This window comes from Gordonia aurantiaca (assembly GCF_039939235.1).
Lineage (GTDB): Bacteria > Actinomycetota > Actinomycetes > Mycobacteriales > Mycobacteriaceae > Gordonia.
Genome location: NZ_JBDUUF010000005.1, coordinates 242,229 through 259,674, shown reverse-complemented (window position 1 = coordinate 259,674; position 17,446 = coordinate 242,229). Strand labels below are relative to the sequence as shown.

The window sequence follows — 17,446 nt, the reverse complement described above, 5'->3', positions numbered from 1 at the left end:
GAGGTATCGAAGCGCGTCGATGATAGGCTGACAGACGGATCGTTGCCGTGAACTCCAAGGCAGCGTGTGACGACGAGCCAGATCGGTCCTCGGTAGTGGCCGCCGGAACACCAGTTCCGGCCGCTTCGATCGAAGGCCGTCTGAGCACTCATCCGGCGCGAACACGTCGCGCCATTCACCCGCTGCCGTGCACTTCTCGGCGCGTTCTGGGTCGGTTCGATCCGCGCGTGCGCTCGTTCCACGGCACAGCCATACGTTCTGCGCACCTCGCGAAGACCACCCTCAACCGCACACGCGGCCATGTCCGCATGGGCCGCATCTCCACACGGCCGCCCGCACGGCAGCCGCTACGAAGGGATTCCACCCCACATGACAGATGTGAACACCACCGAAGACTTCGCCGAAGACTTCGACGACGCCGTCACCGAGGCCACGGCGATCATCGACAACGGCAGCTTCGGCACCCGCACCGTCCGGTTCGAGACCGGACGTCTGGCGCTGCAGGCCGCCGGTTCGGTCACCGCCTACCTCGACGACGAGAACATGCTGTTGTCGACCACCACCGCCAGCAAGCACCCGAAGGAGCAGTTCGACTTCTTCCCGCTGACCGTGGACGTCGAGGAGCGGATGTACGCCGCCGGCCGCATCCCCGGCTCGTTCTTCCGCCGCGAGGGCCGCCCGTCGACCGACGCGATCCTCACCTGCCGTCTCATCGACCGCCCGCTGCGCCCGTCGTTCGTCGACGGTCTCCGCAACGAGATCCAGGTCGTCGTCACCGTCCTGTCGCTCAACCCGAACGACCTGTACGACGTGCTGGCCATCAACGCCGCCTCGGCGTCCACCCAGCTCGCCGGCCTGCCGTTCTCGGGCCCGGTCGGCGGTGTGCGTGTCGCGCTGATCCCGACCGAGGAGAACAAGGCCGGTCAGTGGGTCGCGTTCCCGACCGTCGAGCAGCTCGAGGGCGCCGTGTTCGACATGGTCGTCGCCGGCCGCATCGTCAGCGGTGAGGGTGACAACGCCGACGTCGCGATCATGATGGTCGAGGCCGAGGCCACCGAGAACGTCATCGACCTCATCGCCGGCGGCGCCCAGGCACCGACCGAGGCCATCGTCGCCGAGGGCCTCGAGGCCGCCAAGCCGTTCATCGCCCGCCTGTGCGAGGCGCAGAAGTCGCTGGCCGCCGCCGCGGCCAAGGAGACCGCCGAGTTCCCGCTGTTCCCGGCCTACCAGGACGACGTCTACGAGGCCGTCGCCGCCGCGGCGACCGAGCGCCTGTCGGAGATCCTCACGATCGCCGGCAAGCAGGAGCGCGACGACAAGACCGATGAGCTCAAGGCCGACATCCTCGAGCAGCTCGCCGAGCAGTTCGAGGGTCGCGAGAAGGAGATCGGCGGCGCCTACCGCGCGCTGACCAAGAAGCTGGTGCGCCAGCGCATCCTCACCGACCACTTCCGCATCGACGGCCGCGGTATCACCGACATCCGTGCGCTGTCGGCCGAGGTCTCGGTGGTCCCGCGTGCCCACGGCAGCGCGCTGTTCGAGCGTGGCGAGACCCAGATCCTGGGCATCACCACCCTCGACATGATCAAGATGGCGCAGCAGATCGACTCCCTCGGCCCGGAGACGAGCAAGCGCTACATGCACCACTACAACTTCCCGCCGTACTCGACCGGTGAGACCGGCCGTGTCGGTTCGCCGAAGCGACGCGAGATCGGCCACGGTGCGCTCGCCGAGCGTGCCCTGGTGCCGGTGCTGCCGAGCGTCGACGAGTTCCCGTACGCCATCCGTCAGGTCTCGGAGGCCCTGGGCTCCAACGGCTCGACCTCGATGGGCTCGGTCTGCGCGTCGACCATGTCGCTGCTCAACGCCGGTGTGCCGCTGCGCGCCCCGGTCGCCGGCATCGCCATGGGCCTGGTGTCCGACACCGTCGACGGTGAGACCCGCTACGTCGCGCTGACCGACATCCTCGGCGCCGAGGACGCCTTCGGCGACATGGACTTCAAGGTCGCGGGCACCAAGGACTTCGTGACCGCGCTGCAGCTCGACACCAAGCTCGACGGCATCCCGTCGCAGGTGCTCGCGGGTGCGCTCAGCCAGGCCAAGGACGCCCGGCTGACCATCCTCGACGTCATGGCCGAGGCCATCGACGAGCCGGACGAGATGAGCCCGTACGCCCCGCGGATCACCACCATCAAGATCCCGATGGACAAGATCGGCGAGCTGATCGGCCCCAAGGGCAAGACGATCAACGGCATCACCGAGGAGACCGGCGCCAACATCTCCATCGAGGACGACGGCACCGTGTTCGTCGGTGCCTCCGACGGCGAGTCGGCCCAGGCCGCGATCGACAAGATCAACGCGATCGCCAACCCGCAGCTGCCGAAGGTGGGCGAGCGCTTCCTCGGCACGGTCGTCAAGACCACCGCCTTCGGTGCGTTCGTGTCGCTGCTGCCGGGTCGCGACGGCCTGGTCCACATCTCGAAGCTCGGTAAGGGCAAGCGCGTGAACAAGGTGGAGGACGTCGTGAACGTCGGCTCCAAGCTCCGCGTCGAGATCGCCGACATCGACGAGCGCGGCAAGATCAGCCTCGTCCCGGTCGACGAGGACGCCGACAAGGCCGAGGCGAAGAGCGAGGCGGCCACCGCCGACGCCTGATCGTTCTCGATCGCAACAGTGACCCGGCAGTCGACCTCATGACTGCCGGGTCACTTTGCATTTACGACCCGAAAGCGGGTCGGGCAAGGGCGGTTCCGCCCCACAGCGATCCAGGGTTTTCTACTCCCCTGAGCTTCGCCGGCGATTCAGATGCGAACCACTCCGACGGCAGTAGCTCGGAGGTCCTGAGCGAAAAGCCTGACGTCAGCGCCACGGCGCGTATGACCTGATCGACGAGTTGCACCATCAGGGCCGCGCAGGCTCTTGCTGCTCCGGCCTGGATCGTCAGTCCATTCGACCCGTCGGCATCCGATCGCCACACAGATTCATGTTTGACGGCTTGTTGCGGCAGGCAGTGGTGCGCAACGCCGTTGCGAGTGGCAATCCACGCAGATAACTGGGATGTCAGTTCGTCGGATCGCCCGTGCGAGCGGATGGCCTCGTCTGGGACCTTTCCCGTGTAGCCGGTGAAGAGGACGACGTCGAACTCGCTGGGCAGAAGATCGTTGGTGACGCTTGTTATCAGCGGGAATGCCTTGTCTGGCCACGAAATCCCCCTGGTCTTGCTCTGGTAGAGCTCAGGACCTGGCCAGTCGGTGTCGGACTGCAGACCCTCGAGATCGGTCAACAGGCGCTCCCACGCAGAAACGGCCAGAAGAACTGTCATGGGATTGAGCACGGTTCGCGGCTGATTACCGCGCACGTGTTTCTCATTGTGGATGATGATGAGGTCGATCGCCTCCACTAGTCGCGATCGTGCAGAACGACAGGCTTGCGCGAACGCCGGTTCGCGATGCTTCGCGATTGTCTTCATTTCCCCCTCAGTACCTTCTCGCGGCCGACTGGGACGCAGATGCCGCGTGGGCGCATCTTACGTAGGCACCTGCTGCGTCGAACCAGACGACGCGCCGAGCGGAGGCTGATCGCGTCCCCGCGCGCTTCAGACCCGGCAACGGCGATCTCGAACCGTTGTTCACGGCGTGTCCGCCGGTACGGTCTGTTCGGGTAGGCACTTGATGGATGGCGCGGTCGGCACCGGTCAATCCTGGTTCCACGTCCCGATGTCGGCGTGCGACGCGGTCCCGACGAGGACGTGGCCGCAGCGGGTCTACTGGTAACAGGGCGAGCGTGAATCACCCGCCAGCACAACCATTTCGGTTGGCAAGATGGTGCTTGGAAGCCCGGGTCCCGGTGGGGGAGGGCGATCACGACGAGTACGGCCCGGCAGAGCGGTGGCGGTGCGATCATCGACGTTCGCATCACGGTCCTCGGGTCGGGATGTGGTCACGAGTGGGGCGCCGACTCCGACGACGCGGAAAACGCGGTGGTGCCCCTGATCGGTGAGGTTCATCCGGACGATCGAGGCGCGCCTAAGATCTGCAGAGATGACCGGTCCGGCTGACCAACTGACCGTCGCGCACCGCCGTGACGCGTCCGGCGTCCCCGCGTCGCGGACCGTCGCCGACCTGCTGCGGACCGCGCCGGTCATCGGGCGCGCCGACATGACCGTGCGGCAGGCGGCCGCGCTGATGACAGAACGGGGACAGGACTACGTCGTGATCCCGCTCGGCGACGGCCGGCACGGGCTGCTGACCGATGCCGACATCCGTGGCCGCATCGTGGCCGCCGGGCTCGACGTCGACATCCCGGTCGGCGAGGTCGTCGACCGCCCGGCCTTCGTGCTCGACGCCCGGACCCCCACCGTCGACGCCCTGACCGAACTGCTCGACCGCGGACTGCACGTGATCCCGGTCTGTGACGACGGCGGCGCGGTGCTCGGTGTGATCGGCAAGGGTGATTTCGTCGCCGACCCGGCCGGTGCGAGCATGCCGTTGCGCGAACAGGTCTCGCGGTCAGGTGACGTCGCAGAACTGCAATCGCATGCGCGGCGCATCCCGCAATTGGTCGCCGACCTGGTGCGGCGTGACCGGCCGGCCCACGAGATCGCCCGGGTCACCTCGCTCATCGTCGACGCCGTCGTGGTGCGCGGACTCGAGCTCGTCGTCGATCCGCGGGTGGACCCCGCGTCGTACACGTGGGTGTCGTTGGGCAGCAACGCACGCCGCGAGCCGGTGCTCGGTTCCGACATCGACTCGGCGGCGGTGTTCGACGACTCGCTCGACCCCGCCTCGCTCGACACCTGTCGTCGGGTGTTCGCCGAGCTCGACGACGTGCTGCGCGGGGCCGGGATGACCGTTGACGCCAAGGGCGTCGTGGCATCGAAACCGCTCTTCTCGCGGACCCGTTCGGCGTGGGAGTCCGCGGTGCGCGCTTGGGTGGGCGAGCCGCTGGACAACAGGGGACTGATCTTCACGTCGCTGGTCCTCGACGGCCGGCCGCTGCGGAGTGCGTCGCCGGGGGTCCGGATCGGCGACCGGCTGTCCGCGGCCCTGCGCACCGACCCGCGTGCGCGACGACTGCTGCTGGAGGACGCGCTCGCGAACAAGGCGCGCTTGCGCACGATGCGCGACGTGCTGACCGGGCGCGGCGGAACCTTCGACCTGAAGACGCACGCGCTGACGCCGCTGGTGAACATCGCGCGGTGGGCGGCGGTGGCCGTCGACTCCACGGAGCGCAACACCCGGGAGCGGCTGCGCGCGGCGTCGGGGAGTCCGATGCTGTCCGAGGACGACGCGGCCACGCTTCTCGAGGTCTTCGACGTCCTCCAACGCATCCGGTTGCGCTACCAGGTGGCGCAGTTCGACCGCGGCGAGACACCGACCGACGTCGTCGAGATGAAACGCCTGTCGCCGCTGGACCGGAGCCTGGTGGCGCAGGCGGTGCGTGAGATCGCCGGGGCGCAGCGGAGAATGACGGGCATGAGCCATTACCAGGTGGATCGATAGCCCATGTGCCTGATCCTCTTCGCGTGGAACGCCCACCCCGATCACCGGCTGATCGTCGCCGCCAACCGCGACGAGTACCGCCGCCGCCGCACCTACGCGCTGTCGCGGTGGGACGATCTACCGATCATCGCCGGCCGCGACGCCCTCGCCGGCGGGACCTGGATGGGGGTGTCGGCGGAGTCGCCCCGACGGGTCGCGATGGTGACCAACGTGCGGGTCGGACCGCCGCAGCGCGCTGGTGTGCGCTCGCGCGGGCAGCTCCCGGTCGACTTCCTGACGTCCGACGACGCGCCCAAGGTGTTCGCCGACCGCGTCGTCGAACAGGCCGCCGACTACGACCCGGTGAATCTCCTCGTCGGTGACGACGAGGATCTGTGGTGGGTCACGAACGCGCCGCGGACGCGGGCGGAGCGGGTCTCCGACGGCGTGCACGGCGTGTCGAACGGTGCACTCGACGACGACTGGCCGAAGGTCGTCGACGGCACCGCGGCGCTCGGTGAGCTGATCGCGTCGGATGCCGGCGACGAGGACTACTTCGCGATGCTCGCCGACCACGACCGGGCGGCTCCGGAGCGACTCCCGGACACCGGCGTCGGGGCGGACCTCGAAGCGGCGTTGTCGGCGAAGTTCATCGACATCCCCGGGTACGGCACCCGCGCGTCGACGATCCTGCGCGTCGGCCACGACGGCCATGGCGAGATCATCGAACGCCGATACGGCTGGCGCGGGAAGCGGCGCGGAACCAGCCGTATCGAGTTCTAGAGATCAGTTGTGCGGGAACGGGTTCGCCGCAACCGGCAGGTCGAGTGCCGCGCCCACCTCGGCGGTGAACAGCTCGCCGCGATGTGTGCTCAGGCCCGAGGCGAGCGCCGTATCGGCGGCGCACGCGGACTCCCAGCCGGCGTCGGCGAGGCGCAGCACATAGGGGAGCGTCGCACCGGTCAGCGCCTGCGTCGACGTGCGTGCCACCGTGCCCGGCATGTTCGCGACGCAGTAGAAGGTGCTGTGGTGCACGGTGAAGGTCGGGTCGTCGTGCGTGGTGGGGTGTGAGTCCTCGAAGCAGCCGCCCTGGTCGATGGCGATGTCGACGAGCACCGAACCCGGCTTCATATGTGCGACCAGGCTGTTGGGTACGAGGACGGGTGCCTTCGCGCCGGGGACCAGCACCGCGCCGATGACGAGGTCGGCCTGCTCGATCGCCTCGTCGAGGGCGAGTTGGGTGCTGTAACGCGTGTGGACGCGGCCGCCGAAGCGGGCGTCGATGGCGCGGAGCTTGGCGATGTCGAGGTCGAAGACGGTGACCTGCGCGCCCATGCCGACCGCGATCGTCGCGGCGTTCACGCCGCTGACCCCGCCGCCGATGACGACGACCGCGGCGGGCTCGGTGCCGGGCACCCCGCCCATCAGCACGCCGCGGCCTTCCTCGGAGCGCATCAGGTGATATGCGCCGACCTGAGGGGCGAGGCGTCCCGCGACCTCGGACATCGGCGCGAGCAGTGGGAGTGCGCCGTCGGCGGTGCGGACCGTCTCGTACGCGATGGACGTCGTGCCGGACCGCAGCAGTGCCTCGGTGCATGCCTTGTCGGCGGCGAGATGCAGGTAGGTGAAGAGCGTCTGGCCCTCGCGCATGAGGTCGAACTCGGCGGCGATCGGCTCCTTGACCTTCAGCACCAGGTCGGCCTGCTCCCAGACCTCCGCCGCGGTGCCGAGGATCTGGGCGCCGGCGGCCTTGTAGTCGTTGTCGGAGATCGCCGAACCCTCGCCGGCGCCCGCCTGGACGACCACCTCATGACCGCGGTGATGGAGCTCGGCCACGCCCGCCGGGGTGATGGCGACGCGGTACTCGTTGTTCTTGATCTCGGTGGGGATGCCGACGCGCATGTGTTCTTCCCGTCGTCGAAGGTCTGGTGCCGGTGGCCTCACGGCTGAAGCTTGTTCCGGGATCTGCCCCCAGCGTGAAGGAATCTCTAAATCAGCACAATATTGGTGAAGAAGATTCTCTAGAGTGGGTTGCGAGTGAAGATCATTCCGGACAGGAGGCTGCCGTGCCCGCCCCTTCGAAGGATGTTCGGCCGGAGGATCTCGACGGCACGGACCGGGAGATCCTCAAGCTCCTGCAGGCCGACGCGCGTATGCCCAACAGCGAACTGGCGCAACGCGTCGGGATCGCCCCGTCGACCTGTCACGGGCGGATGCGGCGGCTCGTCGAACTGGGGGTGATCCGCGGCTTCTTCGCCGACGTCGACCCCGCGGCGGTGGGACGTCCCCTGCGCGCGATGGTCGCGGTGAGCCTGCAGGCCGACGCGCGCGGGCAGATCCGTCGGCTTGTCGGGGAGATCGCCGGTTACGACGAGGTCATCGACGTGTTCTTCCTCGCCGGCGCCGACGACTACATGTTGCATGTCGCCGCGGCCGACACCGAGGCCCTGCGGCAGTTCGTCGAACGGTTGAACTCGATGCGCGAGGTCGCGGGCACCAAGACCTCGCTGGTGTTCGAGCACCGTCGCGGGCATGCACCGATCTACTAGTGCCGATCTACCGGTGCCGATCTACCGGTGCCGATCTCCGCCGGTGCCGATCGGGCTGGGGCGACGTCCCCACTAGACTGACGAACGCAACGCGTCACGACGAAGAGGTGGACATGAGCGGAATCAAGGTCGGCGTCCTGGGCAGCCAGGGCAAGGTCGGTCAGGCGATCGTCAAGGCGGTCGAGGAGGCCGACGACCTCACCTACACAGTGGGCGTCGACAAGGGTGATTCGCTCGAGTACTTCACCGACACCGAGACCGGGGTGGTCGTCGACTTCACCCATCCCGACGTGGTGATGGACAACCTGAAGTTCCTGATCTCCAACGGGATCCATGCCGTCGTCGGCACCACCGGCTTCACCGAGGAACGCCTCGAGACCGTGCGTGGGTGGCTGGCCGAGAACCCGTCCGTCGGGGTGCTCATCGCACCGAACTTCGCGATCGGCGCCGTGCTGTCGATGCGGTTCGCTGCGCAGGCCGCGAAGTACTACGACTCGGTCGAGGTCGTCGAGTTGCATCACCCGCAGAAGGCCGACGCCCCGTCGGGCACCGCCTACCGGACCGCCGAGCTGATCGGCCGTGCGCGCGCCGAGGCCGGTGTCGGACCGAGCCCGGACGCGACCACCTCCGAGCTCGACGGCGCCCGCGGCGCCGTCGTCGACGGTGTGCACGTCCACTCGGTGCGGCTCGCCGGTCTCGTCGCGCACCAGGAGGTGCTCCTCGGCACCGCCGGTGAGACGCTCACCATCCGCCACGACTCGCTCGATCGGTCGTCATTCGCGCCGGGCGTGCTGCTGGGCGTGCGGAGCATCGGGGACCGGCCCGGCCTGACCGTCGGACTCGAAGAGCTGATGGACCTCTGATCCCCATGTCCGACGACCAGTCCACAGGCGACACCCACGGCGGCGACACCCACGATGGGGGCACCCACACCGGCGACACCGAAGGTGGTGCGCCGCAGCTGGGGCCGAAGAAGAAGGACGCGCGCCCGATCGTCTGGATGATCGGTTTCCTCGTCGTCGCGCTGGTCGTCTACTTCGCCCTGCTCGGCTGGCGCGGCTTCCAGCTGGTCTTCACCGGCACCGCCACCGGTATCGGCCTCGGACTGGGCGTCATCGCGCTCCCGTTGATCGGCGCGTGGTTGATCTACGCGACGCTGCGCGCGGGCATCGAGCACCAGAAACTCGCCGCGATCATGCGTGAGGAGGGACGCGAACTCGACGTCTCGCACCTGCCGCACCGCCCCTCGGGCCGCCTCGAACGTGACGCCGCGGACGAGCTGTTCGCCCAGGTGAGAGCCGAATGGGAGGCCGACCCGCACGACTGGCGCAACACCTACCGGATCGCCCGCGCCTACGACTATGCCGGCGACCGGCCCCGCGCCCGCGCGATGATGAAGCGCGCGGTCAATCAGTTCCACGGGAGGGAGCAGTAGGGGTGAGCCGGCTGCTGATCGTCCACCACACGCCGTCGCCGCACTGTCAGGAGATGCTCGAGGCGGTGGTATCCGGCGCGACCGACCCGGAGATCGAGGGCGTCGACGTGGTTCGCCGCGCGGCCCTGGCGGTCACCGCGACCGATTTCCTCGAGGCGGACGGGTACATCCTCGGCACCCCGGCGAACCTCGGATACATCAGCGGCGCACTGAAACACGCCTTCGATTGCGCCTACTACCAGATCCTCGACTCGACCCAGGGCCGCCCGTTCGGCGCGTACTTCCACGGCAACCAGGGCACCGAGGGCGCCGAGAAGGCACTCACGTCGATCACGACCGGGCTCGGCTGGGTGAAATCCGCTGAGTACGTGGTGGTCTCGGAGAAGCCGACCAAGGACGACCGCGAGAGGTGCTGGGAACTCGGCGCGACGGTGGCGGCGGGGTTGATGGGCTGAGGCTCCCGGCTCCCGGCTCCCGGTTCCCGGCGGCCGTCCGGCCGTGGGCGGCGTCGGTCACCGCGCCGGAGCGGTCCGCAGACCACCCAGGTTTCTCGAGGGCGGAGACCAGGGGCGGATCTCCGGCGCGCAGGTTCAGCGCCTGGTCAGCCTGATGATCGGGATCTCCCGGTCGGTCTTCTGCTGGTAGGCGTCGAACTGCGGGATGGCGCCGATCTGCTTCCAGGCCTCCGCGCGCTCGTCGCCGAGGAGTTGCTCGGCGCGCACGTCGACGGTCTCACCGTCCACCTCGATCCACACGCGGTCCGGGTGGGCCTTGATGTTGTGGAACCAGGCGGGGTTGTGGGCGGCGCCGTTCGCGGAGGCGACGATCAGCCAGGTGCCGCCGGGACCAGGGAACCAGTCGACCGGGACGACGCGCTCCTTGCCGGACTTCGCGCCGATGGTGTGCAGGATCAGGGCGTGCTGGCCGCCGAGGCGCCCGCGGCGCCGGATGATCGGCGTGACGGCCTTGTTGACGAGCTGCATGACCGGCCCACGGGGCACCCGACCGCCACGTGTGCCGACCGAGGTCGTGAACGACATGATGAGCCTCCTTCCGTGAGAGTGTCACGAACGGGATGACTCCAGTGTGCTCTCTACTTGCGCATGAGTTCGATGACCGGGATCTCCCGATCGGTCTTCGCCGCATACCCGGCGAAGCGCTCGTTTCTGCTGATCTCCGCCCAGGCCCGCGCCCGGTCTTCGCCCAGGAGCTGCTCGGCTCGGACGGCGACGGTCTCGCCGTCGACGTCGATCCGGGCCCTGTCCGGGTTCGCCTTCAGGTTGTGGAACCAGCCGGGGTTGTTCGCGGCGCCGTTCGCCGACGCGACGATCAGCCAGCTGCCGTCGGGGCCGGGGAACCAGGCGAGGGGGTTGGACCGTTCCTTGCCCGTCTTCGCGCCGACCGTGTGCAGCACCAGCGCGTTGCCGCCGCCGAAGCGGCCCTTCTTCCGGACGTTGCGAGCGATGATCGAGTTCACGAACCGGACGATCGGGCCCTTCGGGACCTTGCCGCCGCGTGTACCCACCGAGGTCTGGAAACCCATGCGCCGACCCTAACGGAATCGGGGGAGGTCGCCGTTCGATCGGGCTACTCGGTGCCGGCGAGCGATCGGCTGATCTCGTACTGACGCACCAGGAATGCCTTCTCGTCGAGCTTCTTGCGGCGCATCCAGCCCGTCACCTCGGAGTTGCATTTGCTGGCGTTGCACGAGCCACAACACGGCACCACGTTGTCGAGGGTGTAGCGGCCGCCGCGGGAGATCGCCAGCATGCAGTCGCGCTGCAGCGGCACGCCGGTCGCGCCGCAGTAGGCGCAGCCGCCCCAGGCCTCGCGGAGGGCGAGCCACTGTGTGTCGGTGAGGTCGTTGTCGCGGGACGCGACGCGCTTGCGGCGACGCCTGGCGTAGCGGTTGGCGCGGGTCGTGCTGCGGGTGGCCACGGGAGGAGGGTACCCCGGCGTTCACACCAGTCACGTCGGTCACAGCACCGTGTCAGCCGGGAGGGTACCGACGGCAACCCCTAGACTGGCACCCGTGAGCACGGCCATCCGCGACATCTCATCGACCGGGAAGATCCCGACTCCGTACGAGGATCTGCTGCGCCTTGTGCTCGAGACGGGCACCCCGAAAGCGGACCGCACCGGCACGGGCACCCGCAGCGTCTTCGGTCATCAGCTGCGTTACGACCTCGCCGAGGGCTTCCCGCTGATCACCACCAAGAAGGTGCACCTCAAGTCGATCATCTACGAGCTGCTGTGGTTCCTCCGCGGCGACTCCAACGTCCGCTGGCTGCAGGAGCGCGGCGTCACCATCTGGGACGAGTGGGCCGACGAGAACGGCGACCTCGGTCCGGTCTACGGCGTGCAGTGGCGCGCCTGGCCGACGCCGTCGGGGGAGCACGTCGACCAGATCTCCGCGGCGCTCGAGATGCTAAAGACCAACCCGGACTCGCGCCGCAACATCGTCTCGGCGTGGAACGTCGGAGAGATCCCGCAGATGGCGCTGCCGCCGTGCCATGCGTTCTTCCAGTTCTACGTCGCCGACGGCAAGCTCTCGTGTCAGCTGTACCAGCGCAGCGCCGACCTGTTCCTCGGTGTACCGTTCAACATCGCGTCGTACGCCCTGCTCACGCACATGATGGCGCAGCAGGCCGATCTCGAGGTGGGTGAGTTCATCTGGACCGGCGGTGACTGCCACATCTACGACAACCACGTCGACCAGGTGACGCTGCAGCTCTCGCGTGACCCGTACCCGTACCCGAGACTCGAGCTGCGCAAGCGGGATTCGATCTTCGACTACGAGTACGACGACATCGAGATCGTCGGTTACCGGTCCCATCCGGGCATCAAGGCGCCGGTGGCCGTGTGACCGCTGCATCCACGCGCATGCCGGCGCACGTGCGACTGGTCTGGGCGCAGGGCAACCCGGTCGACGGCCGGGGTGCCGCGATCGGCCGCGGCAACACCATCCCGTGGCGCGTCCCCGAGGACCTGGCCCGGTTCAAGGAGCTGACCGTGGGACATCCGGTCGTCATGGGGCGCAAGACGTGGGACTCCCTGCCGCCGCGGTTCCGGCCGCTGCCCGACCGCGCCAACATCGTCGTCACCCGCAACCCGGACTGGGCCGCCGACGGCGCACTGGTCGCCCGCACCGTCGACGATGCGCTGAAGCTCGCCGACGACGACCTCGTGAGCGTCATCGGCGGTGGTGAGCTCTACCGCGCGGCACTGGAGTTCGCCACCGAGCTGCGTATCACCGAGATCGACGTCGACGTCGAGGGCGCCGACGCCTTCGCACCCCGGGTCGGCCCAGAGTGGACTCCGTCCGACGCCGGGGAGTGGCAGACCTCGACCTCCGGGCTGCGGTACCGGTTCGTCGACTACGTCCGAGGCGATTGAGGGCACGGAGCTGATGGCACGCGAGCGGATCTCCCCGGTGCAGGCGCGCCGGATCGCGCTCGCCGCACAGGGTTTCGCCCACCGCCCGCCGTCGGGCACCCCGACCATGGCCCACCTCAAGCGTGTCGTCGGACGCACCGGGCTGCTGCAGATGGACTCGGTGAACATCGCCGCGCGTGCCCACTTCATGCCGCTCTACAGTCGCCTCGGTCCCTACGACCCCGACCTCCTGCACCGCGCCGCGTGGCAGACGACGCACGGCAAGCGGGTCCTGGTCGAGTACTGGGCCCATGAGGCCGCCCTCATCCCGGTTGCTGATTGGCCGCTGTTCCGTTGGCGCATGGACGAGTTCGCCGACGGCCGGTACCGGCACACGCGCGAGGTCATGAAGCGTAATCGCAGCCTCGCCGCCGACGTGCGCGACGTGATCACCGAGATCGGCGCCGCCACCCCGCGCACCATCGAGGAGCACCTCGGCATCGAACGCGAACCCGGCGCGACCGGCGGCTGGTGGCACCGTGGCGAGGTCAAGCACCTGTGCGAGGCGATGTTCGCCGCCGGCGACCTGTCGGCCGTGCGCAACGGCAACTTCGTCCGTCACTACGACCTGACCGAACGCGTCGTCGGGCCCGAGATCGTGGCGCGGAGGCCGGAACGTGCAGAGGCACAACGTGACCTCATCGCGCGCGCGGCGCGCTCGCTCGGCATCGCGACCGTCGCCGATCTCGCCGACTACTACCGGCTCAGGCCCGCCGAGGCCCGGCCGGCCGTCGCCGACCTCGTCGACTCCGGTCTCCTGCATGAGGTCGAGGTCGATGGGTGGCGCGATCCCGCCTACCTCGCCGACGGCGCGGCGATCCCGCGCCGCATCACCCGCTCGGCGCTCCTGTCGCCGTTCGATCCGCTGGTATTCCACCGCCCGCGCACCGAGCGGCTCTTCGACTTCCACTACCGCATCGAGATCTACGTCCCCGAACACAAACGGGTCCACGGCTATTACGTCCTGCCGTATCTGCTGGGGACCGACCTCGCTGCACGCGTCGATCTCAAGGCCGACCGTGGGACGCGCACCCTTCAGGTCCTCGCCGCGTTCTGTGAGAGTGGCCACGATCGCGCCGTCGTCGCCGAGCGATTGGCCGCCGACCTGCGGACTCTCGCCGCCTGGCTTCACCTCGACGACGTGTCGGTGGGATCACGGGGAGACCTCGCGCGCGCTCTCGGATCGGTGATGAAATGCTGAACACCGACAGAATCAGGTCCTGATAGGAGACAACCGACGATGACCGTGTCGTATGACGGCAACGACTACCGACTGGTGATGTTCGACCTCGACGACACCCTCGCCCCGTCGAAGAGTCCGCTGGACGACAAGATGGTCGACCTGCTGCGCCGTATGCTCGACGTCAGCCTCGGCTGCATCATCTCCGGGGGCAACTTCACCCAGTTCTCCAAGCAGGTCCTGGCCCGGCTGGGCACCTTCGACTCGATCGGCAACCTGCACCTGATGCCCACCTGCGGCACCCAATACGTGCGCTGGTCGGGCGGCGAGTGGGAGACCGTCTACGCCGAATACCTCACCGACGACGAGAAGAAGCGCACCTTCGACGTCCTCGAGACCGGTGCCCGGGAACTCGGGCTGTGGGAGTCGGAGACCTGGGGTGACATCCTCGAGGACCGCGGCAGCCAGATCACCTTCAGCGCCCTCGGGCAGAAGGCACCGGTCGACGCCAAGGCCGCGTGGGATCCGGACGGCGCCAAGAAGGAGGCGCTGCGCGCCTACGCCGCCGAGCGCCTGCCCGACCTCGAGGTCCGCAGCGGCGGATCGACGTCGGTCGACGTCACCAAGAAGGGCATCGACAAGGCCTACGGCGCAAGGAAACTCATGGACATCCTGGGCCTGGAGACGACGGACATCCTGTTCTTCGGCGACCGGCTCGACGAGGGCGGCAACGACTACCCGGTGAAGGCCCTCGGCATCGCGTCGATCGCCGTGCACGGCTGGGAGGACACCCACGCCAAGCTATCGGCGATCCTCGACGCCTCGTAGTTCCCGCCCTAGACCGCGGGCCTGTCCACCGGCTGCACCCGTTGCGTGCCGCTGAGCACGCGAAAGGATCGGGCGTGGTACTGGCCCGACCGCGGGTCGGTCTTGTCGTGGAGGAAGAACCAGTCCATCTGCGTCGCGGCCGGCGTCACGGTCAGCACCGCGTAGCCGTGTGCGTCGAGGTCGCAGTAGCGGATGTGATGGTTGGCGGCCATGAACGCGCCGGCCACCGCCGGTCCCGCGGTGTCGGGCGGCACGTTGAACATCTCGTCGACGTTGGTCGAGGTCACCGAGGTGCCGACCAGTTCGGTAGCCACGGTGCCGGCGCCGGGATAGTCCGCGACGTCGACCGGGATGTCACACGCCCAGGACGAGTGGATGTCGCCGGTGATGAACACGACGTTGTCGACGTGGTTGCGGCGGATCGCGTCCAGCAACCGCCGCCGGTCGGCGGCGTAGCCGTCCCACTGGTCGGCGTTGTACGGCACGCCCTCCTCGGGGATGCCGAGCAACTCGGTGACCGCGGCGGTCGTCTTCCTGTCGAGCGGCGGTAGCAGCACCGGCGTGATCATCACCGGGTTGCCGACGATCTTCCACCGCGTTTGCGCCGAGGTGAGTCCATTGGTCAGCCACGACATCTGGGCCCGCCCCAACATCGTGCGCGCCGGGTCGTCGACCCGCGCCGAGACCGCGCTCACCTGCTGGTCGCGGTACGAACGGAGGTCCAGCATCGACAGCTCGAGCAGGTTGCCGAATCGTAAGCGTCGGTACAGATGTCGTCCGTTCGGGCCGACGCCCGGGCGGATCGGCATCCACTCGGAGTAGGCGCGCAACGCGGCGGAACGTCGGGCCGTCCACGCCCCCTCGGACGGCGAGTGGTTCTCGGCGCCGTCGCGCCAGGCGTCGTTCGACGTCTCGTGGTCGTCCCAGATGCAGACGAACGGCGCCGACCGGTGCAGCGCGGCGAGGTCCGGATCGGTCTTGTACTGCCCGTGTCGGATCCGGTAGTCGCGCAGTGTCCGCGTCTCGTGGCGGGGTGCGTGGATGCGGACCGCGCCGGTCTTCCCGGTGTACCGGCCGGTCGGATACTCGTAGTAGTAGTCGCCGAGATGGACGACGGCATCGAGATGCGGTTGCGCGTTCAGGTGCCGATATGCAGCGAAGTAGCCCGCCTCCCAGTTGGCGCACGACACCACGCCGAAGCGGACCCGCGCCACCTCGGCGGACGTCGCCGGCGCGGTGCGCGTCGTCCCGACCGGGGATGTCGCGCCCGCCGCCGGGCCCGACGTCACCGTGAACCGGTAGTGGTAGCGCGTGCGCGGGGAAAGTCCCTTCGCGTCGACCTTGACCGTGAAGTCCTCATCGGCCGACGCCCGCACGATCCCGGACCCGGCGAGGTTCGCGAACCCGGGATCGTGCGCGAGTTCCCAGCGCACCGAACACGGCTGTCCCACACCGGAACCCGGGGTCGATGCAGGGGTCTGGCTGACGCGGGTCCAGAGGATGACGGCGTCGGGGAGCGGATCACCCGACGCGACGCCGTGGGCGAAGACCTGCGCGGACGGGGGAGCGGCGTGCGCCGCCACGGCCGGCGCCGCGAGGGCGGCTCCGGCGACCACGGCCGAGGTCCGCAGGAAAGTCCGTCGAGTGGACACAGTGGGACCTTACCCGGAGTCGACGCGCGAGTTCAGGGCGAATCCGGGCCGAATCGGGCGGTGGGGGAGAATCGGGGAATCACCGGATGGTCCGGAACGGAAATGGAGGGGACTGCGTGTCCGAATTGGTGCCGCTGAAGGTGCAGATGGTCGCCATGACCCAGTTCACCCCGCCCGCCGACGTGCCCTGGAGCACCGACGCCGAGGGCGGCGAAGCGCTCGTCGAGTTCGCGGGCCGTGCCTGCTACCAGAGCTGGGACAAGCCCAACCCGCGCACCGCGACCAACGCCGGGTACCTGCGGCACATCCTGGAGGTGGGTCACCTGTCGCTGCTCGAACACGCGACGGTCACCTTCTACATCAGCGGCATCTCCCGCTCCTGCACCCACGAGCTCATCCGGCACCGGCACTTCTCGTATTCGCAGCTGTCGCAGCGGTTCGTGCCCGAGCACGACTCCAACGTCGTCCCGCCGCCGGCCATCGTCGGCGACGACGAGCTGACCGACCTGTTCACCAAGGCCACCGACGCCAGCCGCGAGGCCTACACCGAACTGCTCGCCGCGCTCGAGGCGAAGTTCGCCGACGTGCCCAACGCGATCCTGCGTCGCAAGCAGGCTCGACAGGCGGCGCGGTCGGTGCTGCCGAACGCCACCGAGACCAAGATCGTCGTCACCGGCAACTACCGCGCATGGCGGCACTTCATCGGCATGCGCGCCACCGAACACGCCGACGTCGAGATCCGCCAGCTCGCGGTCGAGTGCCTGCGCCAATTGATGCAGGTCGCGCCGACCGTTTTCGGCGATTTCGAGATCGGCACGCTCGCCGACGGAACCGAGGTCGCGACCTCCCCGTTTGTACTGGAAGGGTGAGGACCGTCACCGTGAACG

The 17,446-nt window shown here is 68.5% G+C and carries 18 protein-coding genes; 12 read left to right on the top strand and 6 right to left on the bottom strand.

The features are described 5' to 3' along the window. Positions 1-369: 369 nt before the first annotated feature. Positions 370-2,655 carry a polyribonucleotide nucleotidyltransferase gene (locus tag ABFT43_RS12490; RefSeq protein ID WP_347960655.1) on the top strand — a complete coding sequence of 762 codons (2,286 nt, stop codon included), beginning with the start codon at positions 370-372 and terminating at the stop codon, positions 2,653-2,655. Between the two features lie 61 nt (positions 2,656-2,716). Here ABFT43_RS12490 and ABFT43_RS12485 read toward each other — a convergent pair whose 3' ends face one another. Beyond that, a complete protein-coding gene (locus ABFT43_RS12485) occupies positions 2,717-3,469 on the bottom strand; it encodes a hypothetical protein (protein WP_347960654.1) in 753 nt (250 codons plus the stop codon). Positions 3,470-4,040: 571 nt separating this feature from the next. Between ABFT43_RS12485 and ABFT43_RS12480 the strand changes: the two genes are divergently transcribed. Then, a complete protein-coding gene (locus ABFT43_RS12480) occupies positions 4,041-5,501 on the top strand; it encodes a putative nucleotidyltransferase substrate binding domain-containing protein (protein WP_347960653.1) in 1,461 nt (486 codons plus the stop codon). Between the two features lie 3 nt (positions 5,502-5,504). Next, positions 5,505-6,263, top strand: coding sequence for an NRDE family protein (locus tag ABFT43_RS12475; protein ID WP_347960652.1), 759 nt, complete (start codon positions 5,505-5,507; stop codon positions 6,261-6,263). A 3-nt stretch (positions 6,264-6,266) separates the two neighbouring features. On the opposite strand, the gene ald is transcribed toward ABFT43_RS12475, so the two are convergent. After that, positions 6,267-7,382, bottom strand: a complete 1,116-nt coding sequence (ald, locus tag ABFT43_RS12470) for an alanine dehydrogenase (protein ID WP_347960651.1) — start codon at positions 7,380-7,382, stop codon at positions 6,267-6,269. Positions 7,383-7,546: 164 nt separating this feature from the next. On the opposite strand from ald, the gene ABFT43_RS12465 reads away from it, so the two are divergent. From ABFT43_RS12465 to ABFT43_RS12450, 4 genes are all read left to right on the top strand, one after another. Beyond that, the gene (locus tag ABFT43_RS12465; RefSeq protein ID WP_347960650.1) at positions 7,547-8,029 is read left to right on the top strand and encodes an Lrp/AsnC family transcriptional regulator; all 483 of its coding nucleotides are present in this window, start codon (positions 7,547-7,549) and stop codon (positions 8,027-8,029) included. A gap of 113 nt (positions 8,030-8,142) precedes the next feature. Then, positions 8,143-8,892, top strand: a complete 750-nt coding sequence (dapB, locus tag ABFT43_RS12460) for a 4-hydroxy-tetrahydrodipicolinate reductase (protein ID WP_347960649.1) — start codon at positions 8,143-8,145, stop codon at positions 8,890-8,892. 5 nt (positions 8,893-8,897) lie between these two features. Then, the gene (locus ABFT43_RS12455) at positions 8,898-9,464 is read left to right on the top strand and encodes a hypothetical protein (protein ID WP_347960648.1); all 567 of its coding nucleotides are present in this window, start codon (positions 8,898-8,900) and stop codon (positions 9,462-9,464) included. 2 nt (positions 9,465-9,466) lie between these two features. Then, positions 9,467-9,919, top strand: a complete 453-nt coding sequence (locus ABFT43_RS12450) for a flavodoxin family protein (RefSeq protein ID WP_347960647.1) — start codon at positions 9,467-9,469, stop codon at positions 9,917-9,919. Between the two features lie 135 nt (positions 9,920-10,054). Here the strand turns inward: ABFT43_RS12450 and ABFT43_RS12445 are convergent, their stop codons facing one another. From ABFT43_RS12445 to ABFT43_RS12435, 3 genes are read right to left on the bottom strand one after another with little or no spacing between them, the layout of a single operon-like run. Next, on the bottom strand, positions 10,055-10,504 hold the full coding sequence (locus ABFT43_RS12445) for a nitroreductase/quinone reductase family protein (protein ID WP_347960646.1): 450 nt from the start codon (positions 10,502-10,504) through the stop codon (positions 10,055-10,057). 53 nt (positions 10,505-10,557) lie between these two features. Then, positions 10,558-11,007, bottom strand: coding sequence for a nitroreductase/quinone reductase family protein (locus ABFT43_RS12440; RefSeq protein WP_347960645.1), 450 nt, complete (start codon positions 11,005-11,007; stop codon positions 10,558-10,560). Positions 11,008-11,051: 44 nt separating this feature from the next. Further along, the gene (locus ABFT43_RS12435; RefSeq protein WP_347960644.1) at positions 11,052-11,402 is read right to left on the bottom strand and encodes an HNH endonuclease; all 351 of its coding nucleotides are present in this window, start codon (positions 11,400-11,402) and stop codon (positions 11,052-11,054) included. 94 nt (positions 11,403-11,496) lie between these two features. Between ABFT43_RS12435 and ABFT43_RS12430 the strand changes: the two genes are divergently transcribed. Genes ABFT43_RS12430 through ABFT43_RS12415 form a run of 4 tightly spaced genes read left to right on the top strand, consistent with a single transcriptional unit; the run spans position 11,497 to position 14,907 of the window. Then, positions 11,497-12,330: a thymidylate synthase gene (locus ABFT43_RS12430; protein ID WP_347960643.1), complete on the top strand. Its 834-nt coding sequence runs from the start codon at positions 11,497-11,499 to the stop codon at positions 12,328-12,330. Positions 12,331-12,347: 17 nt separating this feature from the next. Continuing rightward, positions 12,348-12,860, top strand: a complete 513-nt coding sequence (locus tag ABFT43_RS12425; RefSeq protein ID WP_347960733.1) for a dihydrofolate reductase — start codon at positions 12,348-12,350, stop codon at positions 12,858-12,860. Positions 12,861-12,873: 13 nt separating this feature from the next. Beyond that, positions 12,874-14,100: a winged helix-turn-helix domain-containing protein gene (locus tag ABFT43_RS12420; protein ID WP_347960642.1), complete on the top strand. Its 1,227-nt coding sequence runs from the start codon at positions 12,874-12,876 to the stop codon at positions 14,098-14,100. 39 nt (positions 14,101-14,139) lie between these two features. Next, positions 14,140-14,907 carry an HAD-IIB family hydrolase gene (locus ABFT43_RS12415; protein WP_347960641.1) on the top strand — a complete coding sequence of 256 codons (768 nt, stop codon included), beginning with the start codon at positions 14,140-14,142 and terminating at the stop codon, positions 14,905-14,907. 8 nt (positions 14,908-14,915) lie between these two features. On the opposite strand, the gene ABFT43_RS12410 is transcribed toward ABFT43_RS12415, so the two are convergent. Continuing rightward, entirely contained in the window at positions 14,916-16,559 is a 1,644-nt protein-coding gene (locus ABFT43_RS12410; protein WP_347960640.1) for an alkaline phosphatase D family protein, read from the bottom strand. Between the two features lie 116 nt (positions 16,560-16,675). On the opposite strand from ABFT43_RS12410, the gene thyX reads away from it, so the two are divergent. Continuing rightward, positions 16,676-17,428 carry an FAD-dependent thymidylate synthase gene (gene thyX, locus ABFT43_RS12405; RefSeq protein WP_347960639.1) on the top strand — a complete coding sequence of 251 codons (753 nt, stop codon included), beginning with the start codon at positions 16,676-16,678 and terminating at the stop codon, positions 17,426-17,428. Positions 17,429-17,446: the final 18 nt, after the last annotated feature.